This window comes from Ignavibacteria bacterium (genome assembly GCA_013177855.1).
Classification (GTDB): Bacteria; Bacteroidota; Ignavibacteria; order Ch128b; family Ch128b; genus Ch128b.
Genome location: JABLYA010000001.1, coordinates 464,832 through 477,723, shown reverse-complemented (window position 1 = coordinate 477,723; position 12,892 = coordinate 464,832). Strand labels below are relative to the sequence as shown.

At 32.8% G+C, this 12,892-nt stretch carries 11 protein-coding genes; 3 read left to right on the top strand and 8 right to left on the bottom strand.

The window, feature by feature from the left end:
* Positions 1 to 2: 2 nt before the first annotated feature.
* Positions 3 to 656 carry a thiamine diphosphokinase gene (locus tag HPY57_02070; GenBank protein NPV10564.1) on the top strand — a complete coding sequence of 218 codons (654 nt, stop codon included), beginning with the start codon at positions 3 to 5 and terminating at the stop codon, positions 654 to 656.
* On the top strand, positions 649 to 2,025 hold the full coding sequence (locus tag HPY57_02065) for a sodium:solute symporter family protein (GenBank protein NPV10563.1): 1,377 nt from the start codon (positions 649 to 651) through the stop codon (positions 2,023 to 2,025). Before HPY57_02070 ends, HPY57_02065 begins: the two co-directional genes overlap by 8 nt.
* Here HPY57_02065 and HPY57_02060 read toward each other — a convergent pair.
* The 8 genes from HPY57_02060 to pyrR form a co-directional block, all read right to left on the bottom strand.
* Positions 2,009 to 2,554, bottom strand: coding sequence for an arginine decarboxylase, pyruvoyl-dependent (locus HPY57_02060; GenBank protein NPV10562.1), 546 nt, complete (start codon positions 2,552 to 2,554; stop codon positions 2,009 to 2,011). The genes HPY57_02065 and HPY57_02060 overlap by 17 nt on opposite strands.
* A gap of 15 nt (positions 2,555 to 2,569) precedes the next feature.
* Positions 2,570 to 3,793, bottom strand: a complete 1,224-nt coding sequence (locus tag HPY57_02055; GenBank protein ID NPV10561.1) for a tyrosine--tRNA ligase — start codon at positions 3,791 to 3,793, stop codon at positions 2,570 to 2,572.
* Positions 3,790 to 4,251 (bottom strand): SsrA-binding protein SmpB, encoded by a 462-nt coding sequence (smpB, locus tag HPY57_02050; GenBank protein ID NPV10560.1) that lies wholly within the window; start codon positions 4,249 to 4,251, stop codon positions 3,790 to 3,792. The genes HPY57_02055 and smpB overlap by 4 nt, the downstream gene beginning before the upstream one ends.
* Positions 4,252 to 4,462: 211 nt before the next feature.
* Positions 4,463 to 5,845: an aspartate aminotransferase family protein gene (locus tag HPY57_02045; GenBank protein NPV10559.1), complete on the bottom strand. Its 1,383-nt coding sequence runs from the start codon at positions 5,843 to 5,845 to the stop codon at positions 4,463 to 4,465.
* 472 nt (positions 5,846 to 6,317) lie between these two features.
* Complete coding sequence (locus HPY57_02040; GenBank protein NPV10558.1) at positions 6,318 to 7,262, bottom strand: patatin-like phospholipase family protein; 945 nt, start codon at positions 7,260 to 7,262, stop codon at positions 6,318 to 6,320.
* Positions 7,263 to 7,293: 31 nt separating this feature from the next.
* Positions 7,294 to 8,583 carry a dihydroorotase gene (locus HPY57_02035; GenBank protein NPV10557.1) on the bottom strand — a complete coding sequence of 430 codons (1,290 nt, stop codon included), beginning with the start codon at positions 8,581 to 8,583 and terminating at the stop codon, positions 7,294 to 7,296.
* 15 nt (positions 8,584 to 8,598) lie between these two features.
* Complete coding sequence (locus HPY57_02030; GenBank protein ID NPV10556.1) at positions 8,599 to 9,525, bottom strand: aspartate carbamoyltransferase catalytic subunit; 927 nt, start codon at positions 9,523 to 9,525, stop codon at positions 8,599 to 8,601.
* A 12-nt stretch (positions 9,526 to 9,537) separates the two neighbouring features.
* A complete protein-coding gene (gene pyrR / locus HPY57_02025) occupies positions 9,538 to 10,080 on the bottom strand; it encodes a bifunctional pyr operon transcriptional regulator/uracil phosphoribosyltransferase PyrR (GenBank protein ID NPV10555.1) in 543 nt (180 codons plus the stop codon).
* A gap of 229 nt (positions 10,081 to 10,309) precedes the next feature.
* Here pyrR and HPY57_02020 point away from each other — a divergent pair, with 229 nt between their 5' ends.
* Positions 10,310 to 12,847, top strand: a complete 2,538-nt coding sequence (locus HPY57_02020; protein ID NPV10554.1) for a TonB-dependent receptor — start codon at positions 10,310 to 10,312, stop codon at positions 12,845 to 12,847.
* Positions 12,848 to 12,892 lie beyond the last annotated feature (45 nt).

Below are 12,892 nucleotides of genomic sequence, written 5' to 3'. Positions count from 1 at the left end.
TTATGATGAAATCAGCGATTATTTATTGTAACGGGTCACCAATTCAAAAAGGGATCTTTCAAAAAATAAAAACAAAATATAATGCAGATTTAATAGCTGCTGATGGGGGAACCAATTCAATTTATAAAATAGGTGAATTACCAAAATTTATTATTGGAGATCTGGATTCGGTAAATACAAAAATTTTAAAGTTTTATAGAAACAATAATGTTAAAATCATTAAACTTTCACGACAAAGCGATACTGACCTTGAAAAGGCACTTAAACTTTGTAAAAGGCTTCACTACAATAAAATTTTCGTTGTTGGATTTAGCGGGAAAAGATTTGATCATACATTAAGTAATATTTCTAATGCATTAAAGTTTGTGAGTGATTTTCAAATCGTAATGGTTGACAATAACTCGACTCTTCAATTTGTGACGGGTAAGAGTTCGTTTAAGTCTGAAAAAGGTGAATTAATCTCCATTTTATGTTTTGATCCACAGGTTAAAATAACTACTGAGAATTTGCGATATAAGTTAAATGATGAACATTTAATGTTTGGCAGGCGAGAAAGTACCAGTAATGTTGCAACTAAAGAAAATTTTAGTTTAATCGTTAAGAATGGATTTGCAGTATTGATCCGTTCAACTAAAAATTTTCTTAAGTATGATTAATCTATCAGCTCTAGATAAAGTAATAATTTTATTTTATGCTCTTATTCTCCTTATAATAGGCTTTTGGTCGAAAAAAAAATCTGTTGATTCTAAAATTGATTTTTTATTAGCCGGAAGAAATCTTTCATTGCCGCTTTTTGTAATGGTTACAGTGGCAACCTGGTATGGCGGAATTTTAGGAGTAGGGGAATTCACTTATCGTTATGGAATTAATTCCTGGTTAACTCAGGGTTTGCCTTATTATGTTTTTGCAATACTTTTTGCTTTTTTGTTTTCAAAAAAAATAAGAAATACAAATCTTACAACAATCCCAGAGCGAATTGAACAGATTTACAATAAAAAGCTTTCGATAATTCTTTCCTTTTTTATTTTGATGATTGTTTCTCCTGCACCTTATGCTTTGATGACGGGCGTGATATTTAAGATATTTTTTGATATTCCATTGTGGATTGGTATTGTTTTAGGGTTGCTGCTCTCGAGTATTTATTTATTCTTTGCAGGATATCGATCAGATATTTACACTGATGTATATCAATTTATCTTAATGTTCGCTGGTTTTGCTGCACTATTGTTTTTTAGTTTAAAAAATTTTGGTTCATTTAATTTTCTTCGTGAAAATCTTCCTTCTGAGTTGTTAGTACCTCTCAAAAATATTTCGTTTGGTTATTTTCTTGTCTGGTTTTTTATTGGATTGTGGACTTTTGTTGATCCAGGTTTTCACCAGCGAAGTTATGCAGCAAAAAATGAAAAAGTAGCTTTTTATGGAATATTAATTTCAGTTTGTTGTTGGTTTGTTTTTGATTTTTTAACTGTAAGCAATGGACTTTTTGCAAGAGCATTTTTACCAGATCTTGAAAATCCGGTGTACGCATACATTGTGTATGCTGATAAAATTTTACCAGAAGCTTTCAAAGGTTTATTCATCTCGGCGATACTTGCAACGATTATCTCAACGCTAAATAGTTATGCTTTTATTAGCGCTCAAACTTTTGGTAATGATATCTTAAACAAACTTTCAAGAAAGAAATACAACGAAGTTTTTCTCGTTAGGTTAGGTTTAATACTTACAATAATAATATCATCAATACTTGCGATACTTATTCCGTCAGTTATTGATTTATGGTATACAATTGGATCGATATTTATTCCTGGATTACTTTTTCCGGTTGTGGGTTCTTACTATGAAAAATTCAGATTAAACTCGCAACTAACGATTTATCAATCGATTTTTGTAACCTTAGTTTCTTTGAGTATGTTTTTGGCAAGAGAGATGAATTTAGCAAGAATTGAGTTTGAACCAATGATAGCTGGAATACTCGTTGGATTGGTATTCCAGCTATCGAAATTTTTTGTTAAGGAAGAAAAATAGCAGCAGCGATAACTGTTGTCCAGAGTCCGTTTTTATCGCCTTCAGCCGACTGGGTTATATTAAATGTGCGGATAATTTTTCCAGACATTTTATAAATATTTTCTCGTTCACTCCAGGCTGTTTCAGGATCAAAATCAATTCCTAAGGTTGTAGCTAACATTGTTGCAGCAAGATCTTCAGCGTATTCACCAGCTTTGCTGTCAGTCTCACCGTAAGGATGATGCTCAGAAAGATATCCGTATTGAGTTTCATCAGCTGGAATTGCAACACCAATTGATGCAGCGATTAATCGATTGGGTTCGTTTGTGGCGTTTCTTGCCATAACACAAAAGGTAATTTGACCTGGTTGAAGTAACTTTAATCCTTCTTGTGCAGGAATTCTTTTGCAGCCTGGAGGATAAATACTTGAAACAGAAACAAGATTGCATTTTTCTATTCCAGCGCTTCTTAATGCAAGCTCGAATGATTGAAGATATTCTTTGTGTCTTCCAACACCTTTAGTGAAAAATACTCTTGTCGGTACGAACAATTTTAATTTCCTCCTCTATTTAATTATTAATTTATAAAATTTACGTTTACCTACTTTTAAGATTGATTCATTTTGGATTTGAAGTTGAGCATTAACATTTGAGATTTTTTCACCGTTGATTGAAACACCACCTTGTTCAACAAGTCTTCTTGCTTCACTGTTAGATGGTGCAGCACCAACGGCTCGAAGCAGTGAAATTATGTTTGAAGCTGAAGCTTTATCTATAAAAACTTCATTCACTTCTTCAGGAATTTCTTTTCTTACAAAAATTTTATCAAAGTTTTCTTCTGCCTGATGAGCAGCTTCCTTAGAATAATATTGTTCAACAATTGTACGAGCGAGTTTTCTTTTCAAATCTCTTGGATTGATTGATGGATCAGAAAGTTGTTGTTTGATTTTCATTAGCTCTTCTTTGTTTACATCTGTTACGAGTTCAAAGTAAGTATAAATCAATGAGTCGGGGATAGACATTGTTTTTCCATAAATTTCTTCAGGTGGCTCAGATATACCTATGTAATTATCAAGAGATTTGCTCATCTTTTCGATGCCGTCAGTTCCAGGAAGAATTGGCATCGTCAAAATGACTTGCGGCTCCTGCCCATATTCTCTTTGAATATCTCTCCCAACAAGCAGATTGAATTTTTGATCCGTTCCACCAAGTTCCACATCAGCTTTAATTGCAACTGAGTCCATTGCTTGAGCTAAAGGATACAAGAACTCATGAATGCTAATTGGTTCGCCATTTTTATAACGCTTCTCAAAATCGTCTCTCTCAAGCATTCGAGCAACGGTGTACTTGGAAGCAAGCTTTATAACATCCTCAAAAGTCATTTTAGCTAACCATTCGGAGTTATAAACAATTTTTGCCTTCTTTCCATCAATGACTTTTGAAGCCTGTTCAAAATATGTTTTACCAAATTCTCTCGTTTCTTCAAGAGTAAGTGGAGGACGTGTTTTGCTTCTTCCAGTTGGATCACCAATCATTCCGGTGAAATCACCAATAATTAAAATCGCCTGATGTCCTAAATCCTGAAAGTGACGGAGTTTTTTTAGAACAACAGTATGCCCAAGATGTAAATCTGGACGACTTGGATCAGCACCTAATTTTACATTTAAAGGAATTCCCGTTTCAATTGATCTTTTTATTTTAATTTCAAGCTCTTCGATGGGGATGATTTCTTCGGTGCCTCTTTGAATTAAATCGAGTTGTTCGTTCAGCGGTGGAAATTTAGCTTTCAATTTATCTTATACTTCCTCTCTAATTCTCGTTTTAAATCTTTCTCTGCAATTGATTCTCTTTTGTCATACATTTTTTTGCCTCTTGCCAGGGCAATCTCGATTTTTATTTTACCGTTTTTAACATAAGCGCGTAAAGGAATAACTGTATAACCTTTTTCTTTTACTTTTTGTTGGAGCTTGAGTATCTCATTTTTTTTCAGAAGCAATTTCCTTTTTCTTTTCTCTTCGTGATTAAAACGATTTCCCTGAGTGTACTCGCTAATATGCATATTCACCAGATACGCTTCACCATTAATAAAATCAACATAAGAATCAAGAAAATTTGCTTTTCCCTGTCTGAGGGATTTAACCTCAGTCCCTTTTAGAGCAATTCCAGCTTCGTATCTATTCAAAATGAAATAATCATGCTCTGCTCTCTTATTCGTAATAAGCGTTCTCTCTTCGGAATTCTGATTCATTGCGAAGCAAACTTAAAAACAATGAAAGGTAAAATCAATAATAAAGAAAAATTTCTTTCCTCTTTCATCATCATTCATGATGATTTGTTCGCAAAGCATTACCATTTATGACAATGCGATTGCAGGGATATAAAAAATTTTAATCACATAACGTGTCTATAAACTATAAAACAATCTCTCTTCTCTTATCATAATTTGATATTATCATGAATTATTTCAATTTATCGAAAATATTTTTCGCACTTCTCTCCATCTCCTCAAAAATATCCTTAATGTAATAATAATGTTCAGGTTTCATCAAGACAGATCTTAGAATAATAACTTCTTTTGAGTTTTGTTTTATTTCAGGAAAGAGCATTTTGAAGAATTTAGAATTTAATCTATACTTTGAAACATAAATCGGGTAATTTTTATTTTTCATCCATTTATTAAAAAGAATTTCACTCAGTTTACTTATTTCGGATGTTGAATTAAATTTTGGAAAATAATTTACAATGTCGAGTTCAGGTTTTAAGAGCGGTGTAAAGTAATCACTGTTTGTTAGTAATTCATAAAATTTTAGCGATGCTTTTCGTGTCAGTTCTAAAATGTTGTGCATTCCTTTTTTGCCTTTCAAAGGAAAAGCTTGAAGTGTTGCCCATAACGCTGAAGCAGAAGCTCCAGGTCTTGAACATTCAAGAGTAACTTCACCGAGATGTAATTCCTTTGAAGTAAAATATGTATATGGTGAATCGTGTTTATAAAATTTTCCAACTGAAGGATCCTTGAAAATAATACTTCCGCAGCCGTATGGTTGAAGTCCGTGCTTATGCGGATCGATGACAACGCTATCCGACATATTCATTGAATCAAAAATTTTTCGATTTATGAGATCTGATTTGTTGTTTGCAAGAATTTTAAAATATCCACCATATGCAGCATCAATATGTAATCTAAAATTAAATGTATTTTTAAGTTTTAGTATTTCATCTATTTCATCAAGAGCACCTAATCCAGTCGTACCCAAAGTTGCAATCACTGTCCCGATCTTTTCTTTCTTCAATAATTCATATAGATAACCTAAATTCATTTTACCTTCTTTATTCATCGGGACTAATTCAGATTGAAAATCAAGAACTTGAGAAAGCCTTGTATGCGTGTAGTGTGCATTTTCACATATTGCAAACTTTTTATTTTGAGTTACGAGTTTTGAAATCCACAACCCTTCAAGATTAGCCATAGTACCGCCAGAAGTGAGATGCCCAAGGAATTTTTTATATCCAATCATTTGAGCTAATTGCTCAATAGCTTCTTTTTCGAGGTAGCTTGTTTCAGGTCCTCCGTCCAAAGCATGATTGTTTGAGTTGTAAAATAAAGCGATGGAATAACTGAGCGTTGCTAAATCCACTGGTGGTTTTATCATCTGCCCGATATAATTTGGATGGAATGTTGGATAAGTATTGAAAAGTCTCTTGCAAAGTTTTAAAAGAATCTTTTCCTGCTTGCTGTTTAGTTGCAGGGTTTTGTGTGCCTTATATTCAGGAAAAGAATTTTTATATTCTTGTAAGGTTTTACTTGCTTTTAAAAATAATTCGATATAAGTTTGAGTAGACATTAGTTCTCCAAAAATTTGTTTGACAGAATAAAATTACAAATTATTTGTAATTGAAACTGTAAAGGGTTTAATTGAAAAAGTTTTTTACAGAAGTTAAAATTGAGTGTAGCCCTTAATGAATAAGAGAGAGGGAGGAAGCCCACCTAAAACTTGCCCAATACAGCCTTAACCCCCCATTAAAAAAATTGCCTCCCTCTCTTCTTTTATCTTTTCTCTATAAGTCTAGTAATTCTTGCCCGCACAACTTTCTTTTTATTAAACAAAGTTGACCACCATTTTTTAAATAAACTTAAAAATTTTTATTGGGTTGATTTTTAAGAATTCAATTTTTGATTATTGATAAAATCGAATCAAAGAGAATTTTCTACTAAATCTCTGCAGTTGGGTAAAATTCCATCTTTCATTCTTTTAATAAGAAATGCATGTCTTTCTTTGAGTTCTAATTTAGATTTTCAAAATAAGTTTAATCAGTTCAGATAATTTGCAATTTCTTTAAATCTTTTTTGATTTGAGGGATTTTAGGCAGAGTTGCTTTTTCGCCCAATTCGATTAATTCTTTTGATCGAAAGAATTCAAGCATATTAAAATCTTGTATCGGTGGATTGATTATTATGTGAGGAGGGTAATATCTCAGATAAAGATTGACGAGTTGATTTTCCATAATTGAAAAACTTTGAAGGAGTGTCTGAAGCATTCCTGGATATTCTGGTTCAATATCCTTTTGTCTTTCATCAAAGAAATTTGAGAAAAATTTGTCTGGCAGAATATCTGATATCCTTGAGACAAAATCACTTTGTTTTAATTTTTTTATGAACAGATCAAATCTATCAGGACTTTTGATAGAATTTAGTTTAATCTTAACAGGTGATTTAGTCACATTGACCGCAATGATATATTTTGCTTTTAATTTATAAGCGACACTCACAGGTAAAGGATTTACAAGTCCGCCGTCCACAAAATATCTTTTTTGATAGTAATGAGGTTTTATTAATCCCGGAACTGCTACAGATGATACAATTGCATCAATAAGTGAGTTAGTGTTGAAAATAATTTCTCTGCCTGAAATCAGATCGGTTGAGACAGCAAAAAAAGGTAAATCGAGTTCTTCGATTTTTATGTTGCCTAAATATTGTTTCAGGTAATTTTTAATTTTTTCTGGATCAATAATTCCAAATTTTGGAAAAGTTGGAATTAACATTTTTAAAGTAAAAAGTTTATCAACACTCAATGCAATTTTAATCATTTCTTCAGGAGTGTATCCTTTGCAAAAAAATCCGCCAATAAATGCACCCATACTTGTACCAATCACAAGATCAATTGGAATCTTAAATCTGGTGAGTGCTTTAATTACACCAATATGAGCTAAACCTCTTGCTCCACCACTGCCAAGAACTAAAGCTACGCTATTTCTTTTCATAAGCTTTTAAATTAAATCACTTTCAAAATTTTCAAATCAAATCTATTAATTTATTCTCAAAGAAAAATTTTGAATTATTGATTACCCCTGCTGATTTTCCTTTTAATTTCCAACCATGAAATGGTGTGTTAATACTTTTTGACTTAAAAGAAAATTTGTCGACAATCCATTCTTTTTCTAAATCGAGTATTGTAAGATTTGCAGCTGCACCTGGTTTGATAACTGCTTCTTTAAGTTTAAAAATTTTTCTCGGATTAATTGACATCTTATAAATTATTTCCTCGATTGATAGGATTTTACTGTGATAAAGTTTTGTCAGAGTCAGTCCAATGGAAGTTTCAAGTCCAATCATTCCAAATGGGGCGTAAATGTATTCCCATTCTTTTTCTTCAATTGAATGGGGAGCGTGATCACTTGCAATTATATCTATAGTTCCATCTTTCAATGCTTCAATTAATGCATTTACATCTTGTTGTGTTCTCAATGGAGGATTGACCTTAGTATTTGTGTCGTAGTTTTCAACTGCATCATCAGTTAAAGAAAAATGATGCGGTGTGACTTCGCCTGTAATGTTCAATCCTTCTTTTTTGGCTAATCGTAGAACTTCGACGGTTTCTTTTGCGCTAATATGAGCTAAATGTAGTTTACCTCCTGTGTATCTTAAAATTGCAATGTCTCTTAATGCGATTATTACTTCTGCAAGCGATGGGTGTGGAGGTAATCCGAATTTCGTTGAGTTGATACTTTCATTCATCACACCATTTTCGGTGAGCGATTTATCTTCACAGTGTTCAATGATTGGTAAATCGAACATTGAAGAATATTCAAGTGCATACTTCATTATTTTTGAAGTTGATATTGGATCACCATCATCAGAAAAACCTACTACTCCAGCTTCATACATTTCACCAAGCAATGCCAGTTCTTTCCCTTCTCTTTTTTTGGTCACTGCACCGATTGGATATACATCTACAAGTGAATTAGCAGCACGGTCTTTTACAAATGTTACCACTTCGGCACAATCTATCGCTGGTTCTGTATTTGGCATACAACATAAAGCTGAAAAGCCACCATTCATTCCAGCTTCAATTCCACTTTGAACAGTTTCTTCATCTTCTCTGCCTGGTTCTCTGAGATGAACATGGGCATCTGCAAAACCTGGAACAACCACTAAATTTTTAAGATCAAAAATTTCATCAACATTTTCTTTTATACTTGTATCGATTTTTGAAATTACTCCGTCTTCAATTAATAAATCTCCTTTAATATTTAACTCTACTTGCGGGTCAATCAGAAAAGCATTTTTTAGAAGTACTTTCATCTTAAATCCTTTGGTTTAATTTTCTTCTGTTCTTGTTCCAATTAAATAAAGCACTGCCATTCTTACAGCGACACCGTTTGTAACCTGTTCAAGAATGACTGAATTTGAACCATCAGCAACATCAGAGGATAATTCTACACCGCGATTAATTGGTCCTGGATGCATTATTAAAATATCTTTTTTGTGCTTTAGTAATCTTTCTTTTGTTATTCCAAAAAGTCGGTGATATTCTCTAAGCGAGGGGAAGTTTGATGCAGCACCTCTTTCGAGTTGAATTCGAAGAATATTCAATACATCTGCAAATTTGATCGCATCATCAATTTTGGTAAATACCATGACGCCTAATTTATCAATATCTTTTGGGATCATTGTTTTTGGACCACAAACAGCAACATTCGCTCCCATTGTAAGCAAACCAAAAATATTTGACATTGCAACTCTGCTGTGAGAAATATCCCCAACAATACATACATTTAGTCCTTCAATTCTCCCTATCTTTTCTCTGATCGTATACATATCGAGTAAGGCTTGAGTTGGATGTTCGTGAGTTCCATCGCCGGCATTTATGACATTCGCATCAATAAGCTGAGTTAAATAGTGAGGTGAACCAGCAGCAGAATGCCTTATTACAACCATATCAATTTTCATTGCTTCAATGTTTCGCACTGTATCTTTTAATGTCTCACCCTTGGTGAGCGAACTGGTTGATGCAGAAAAATTCAAAACATCAGCGGAAAGTCTCTTCTCTGCAAGTTCAAATGAAATTCTTGTTCGTGTTGAACTTTCGAAGAAAAGATTTACAACGGTTTTACCCTGGAGAGTTGGGACTTTTTTAATTGGTCTCTCAATAATTTCACGGAAAGTTTTAGCAGTATCTAAAATTAATTCAATATCTTTTTTTGGAACTCCATAAAGACCGAGCAGGTGCCTTGAACTTAACATTAAATTCTCCTTTTAATTTTCTACTTGTATTAAGTAAACTGCATCTTCATCATCAACTTCTTTGAGTTTTACACGTACTTCTTCATCAATTGATGTTGGAACATTTTTGCCAACAAAATCTGCTTTGATCGGAAGTTCACGATGACCTCGATCTACTAAAACAAGCAATTGAATTGACGAGTATCGACCAAGATCAGTTAAAGCATCCATCGCAGCACGAACCGTTCTGCCAGTGTAAAGAACATCATCAATTAGAATTATGTCTTTATCATTTATATCAAAAAGAATATTGGTGGCTTTAACTTCTGGTTGTTTTAATTTTACACGAACATCATCTCGGTAAAGGGTGATATTCAGAATACCGGTTGGAACATCAACACCTTCAATTTCAAGTAATTTATTCTTGATACGATTTGCCAGAAATTCTCCGCGTGTCTGTATGCCCACAAGAGCTATATTTTCAGCTCCTTTATTCTGTTCCAGAATTTCATGGGCGAGGCGGGTAATTGTTCTTTGGATTGCAATTTCGTCCATTATTTTTGCTTTTACTTTCATATAAAAAAAATCCCGATTGACTTATTCAGCCAATCGGGTCCTTTATTTTTGTTATTGATAAACTCTTGTGTTTTTTCATTTAGTTTCCTTTTCTATCTCGCTGGATAGAATTAAAGGTTATTTTGTTTTTAGTTGGAGCAAAATTAAACTTCAAGAGTTAACAAGTCAAATTTTGGTAAAAGAATTTTTTTTATTTTTTTATTGTTATTTCGAAAAGCTCGGTGTAAGTATGAAAATAATCTATGTTTTAATTCTTATAATAAATTTAACTAATGTTTTAATTGCTGGTGAAATCAAAGGAAGAGTTGTAAGTGAAGATGGTTCACCAATTCCTGGTGTGAATTTGATTTTACTTGGTACAAAATACGGAACTAGCTCTGATTTGAATGGTCAATTTCTTTTAACTCAAATTCCACCAGCTAAATACAAATTACAAGCAAGTGCAATAGGATATGAAACTAAAGTTTTTGAAGTAAATCTTCTTCAAAAGAATTCAATTGATTTAAAAATTACCTTAAAACAAGTTGCAGTTGAGATTCAATCAGTTGTAGTTAGTGCCTCTAAACTACAATCACAGGAAGATGCAAGAACAAGCTTAATTAGCATTGAGCCAAAAGCAGCAAAAATTTTACCCGGCGCTGGTGAAGATATTATGAGAACTCTTCAAGCGTTGCCGGGTGTTTCTTCAATTAATGATTTTTCTTCACAATTGATAATTCGTGGAAGCGGTCCTGATCAAAATCTTATTATTTTTAATGATGTAGAAGTATTCAATCCTTATCGTTTGTACGGTACAATAAGTATGTTTAATCCTGAAACGGTTGAAGATATAAATTTAATTACAGGTGGTTTCCCAGCCCGATATGGTGATAGACTTTCAGCAGTACTTGAAGTTTCAAATAGAGATGGCGCGAGAAGTAAATTCTTTTCCGGTAATGTTAACATAAATTTGACAAATGCGAATGTTGTTTTTGAAGGCAAAAATCCTTTTGGTTTAGAAGGAAGCTGGATATTTAATTCAAGAAGAACTTACTATGATCTTTTGCTTGAACCATTTGTTAAACGCGCCGGTTTAATAAAAGGTGATTTCTCATTCCCAAATTTTTATGATTTTCAATTTCAGATTTCAACTTTTCCATCTGCTGGACATAAAGTTTCGTTTACTAGTCTTTACTCGAGAGATGGAGTTGCATTAATTACAAATGGAAAAAGAGTTTCTCCTGATAGTCTTGGAATTAACGATCAATCATTCAATAATCTTTCTGTAATTTCTTATCAATATGCATCAAGAAATTTTAGTAATAAGTTAATTCTTTCTTTTTACAATAATAAAGGTGAGACAAATTTTGACTCAAAGTTTTTAGATCCTACGTTAAATCGAGAAGATTTTAGCGGAGAAATAAGCGATACACTCTATCCCTTTCTTTTAAACTTTTCGTTTAATTCTTTATTTGATTTCAGAAAATATTCGATTGAAGATAGAATTCTTTTCTATTCAGGTAAAAATAATTTCGAGTTTGGCGCTGGATTTGACTATATGACTACAGAAATAAAATTTGATATCCAACTCGATCCTCAACTTAAAGCTATCCTAAATTCATTTTCCAGCTTCAGGAGTGTACTTGATAAGTTTAAATCAAATTTAGATTACTGGCGCTTCAGATTGTATGGTCAATCGAACTTATCTCTGTTTTCATCAAATAAAATTTTCCTTTCTCCAGGTTTGAGACTTGACTACTATGATATTTTACGGAAAAGCTACATTTCTCCTCGTATTGGTTTATCGTTCGCTCTTAATGACATTACAACAATTCGAGCGTTTTACGGTCATTATTATCAATCGCCAGGCTACGAAAAATTAAGAGACCAGAATGTTCTCTTTGATTTTTCCAGAAAATACACTGATAATCTTAATGCTGAAAAGTCAATTCATTATATTTTAAGTTTTGAAAGATATCTAACTCCTCAATGGCAGTTCAAGACAGAAGTTTATTTGAAAGATTTTAGAAATTTAATTGTTCCTTTAAAAGTAAAAGGTACTCAATTTATTACTCAACCAATTTTAGGAACCGATCCAAGATATTTATCGTCATGGACACAACCAGTTGCTATTCAGTCAGACTCTGCGACTTCAATTCCTGTTAATAATTCAACCGGTAGATCTTATGGATGGGAAATCTTTTTAGCTAAAATTAATAAAAGCGTAACTGACCGAATTGACGGCTGGATATCTTATTCGTTGTCTTATTCCACACGAAATGAACTAGGGAAAACAATTCCATTTAGATTTGAACAAAGACATAATTTTAATTTCGTTATGAATTACAAATTCTCTGAAAAAGTTGAAGTCGGCATAAGATGGAATTATTCAAGTGGTTTGCCTTACACTGAGCCGATTGGAATCAAACCGAGGATAGTTCTTAAGGATTTAGATGGAGATGGTTCACCCGAGACTCCTGAGATAGCGACTAAATTTAATTTAAATCCAAATGCACCAAAAGAAGTTTTATTTAATATTGACTATGGATTAGATCCAAATTTTTATAATGCTCGTAGACCAGACTATCATCGATTGGACTTAAGGTTATCTTATTACACTAAATTCTGGAGATTAAACTGGTTATTCTACTTAGATGTAATAAATGTCTATAATCGTAAAAATGTAGTTGGGTACGATTACTATATTGATGCTAATTTGAATCTAAAACGAAGAGAAACATATCAATTACCGATTTTCCCAACTCTTGGAGTAAGCGTAAGGTTTTAACCTCTTGACCATCGATCGTTTTTCTAACAAAATCAATTTTTGTAA

What these genes read in the sequence shown, in the direction of transcription:
- HPY57_02065 (NPV10563.1), top strand. Translation starts at nt 649, where the DNA reads ATGATTAATCTATCAGCTCTAGATAAAGTAATAATTTTATTTTATGCT.
- HPY57_02070 (NPV10564.1), top strand. Translation starts at nt 3, where the DNA reads ATGATGAAATCAGCGATTATTTATTGTAACGGGTCACCAATTCAAAAA.
- pyrR (NPV10555.1), bottom strand. Translation starts at nt 10,080, where the DNA reads ATGAAAGTAAAAGCAAAAATAATGGACGAAATTGCAATCCAAAGAACA.
- smpB (NPV10560.1), bottom strand. Translation starts at nt 4,251, where the DNA reads ATGAATCAGAATTCCGAAGAGAGAACGCTTATTACGAATAAGAGAGCA.
- HPY57_02030 (NPV10556.1), bottom strand. Translation starts at nt 9,525, where the DNA reads ATGTTAAGTTCAAGGCACCTGCTCGGTCTTTATGGAGTTCCAAAAAAA.
- HPY57_02035 (NPV10557.1), bottom strand. Translation starts at nt 8,583, where the DNA reads ATGAAAGTACTTCTAAAAAATGCTTTTCTGATTGACCCGCAAGTAGAG.
- HPY57_02040 (NPV10558.1), bottom strand. Translation starts at nt 7,262, where the DNA reads ATGAAAAGAAATAGCGTAGCTTTAGTTCTTGGCAGTGGTGGAGCAAGA.
- HPY57_02020 (NPV10554.1), top strand. Translation starts at nt 10,310, where the DNA reads ATGAAAATAATCTATGTTTTAATTCTTATAATAAATTTAACTAATGTT.
- HPY57_02045 (NPV10559.1), bottom strand. Translation starts at nt 5,845, where the DNA reads ATGTCTACTCAAACTTATATCGAATTATTTTTAAAAGCAAGTAAAACC.